2 tRNA genes and 1 rRNA gene are annotated in these 515 nt (G+C 41.6%); all 3 read right to left on the bottom strand.

From position 1 onward, the window contains the following. Nucleotides 1–144: 144 nt before the first annotated feature. Nucleotides 145–217 (bottom strand) — tRNA-Ala (locus tag OEZ61_RS08095). Between the two features lie 37 nt (nt 218–254). Further along, a tRNA-Ile gene (locus OEZ61_RS08090) sits at nt 255–329 on the bottom strand. Between the two features lie 87 nt (nt 330–416). Next, nucleotides 417–515 (bottom strand): 16S ribosomal RNA (locus OEZ61_RS08085); the annotation flags it as partial.

The following is a 515-nucleotide window of genomic DNA, read 5'->3' as shown; positions in this document are numbered from 1 at the left end:
GTTGAGTATTTACGAATAAACTAATATTTTAAAACTCAAAATAACGCGGTGTTCTCGGTTGAAATTGTATTTTTATACAAATTCAATATAGAAATTAAATAATATCTAGTTTTCAAAGAACCAAGTATGACACTTACGTGTCAATGGAGAATAGCGGGATCGAACCGCTGACCTCCTGCTTGCAAAGCAGGTGCTCTCCCAGCTGAGCTAATTCCCCATAAATATAAATATGATTGTGACCCCTGTGAGGTCGATGGGCCTAGGGGGACTCGAACCTCCGACCTCACGCTTATCAGGCGTGCGCTCTAAACCAACTGAGCTATAGGCCCAAAGAAGCAAAGAATCATATGAGAGGTAAATCCCTCAAAACTGAATAAGATTGATGAACCTAATGTAAGTTTCCGAAATTTCCTTAGAAAGGAGGTGATCCAGCCGCAGGTTCTCCTACGGCTACCTTGTTACGACTTCACCCTAATCATCTGTCCCACCTTAGACGACTAGCTCCTAAAAGGTTA

Source organism: Apilactobacillus sp. EABW-1NA, assembly GCF_030398685.1.
Taxonomy (GTDB): domain Bacteria; phylum Bacillota; class Bacilli; order Lactobacillales; family Lactobacillaceae; genus Apilactobacillus; species Apilactobacillus waqarii.
This window is presented reverse-complemented; position numbering and strand designations above follow the sequence as displayed.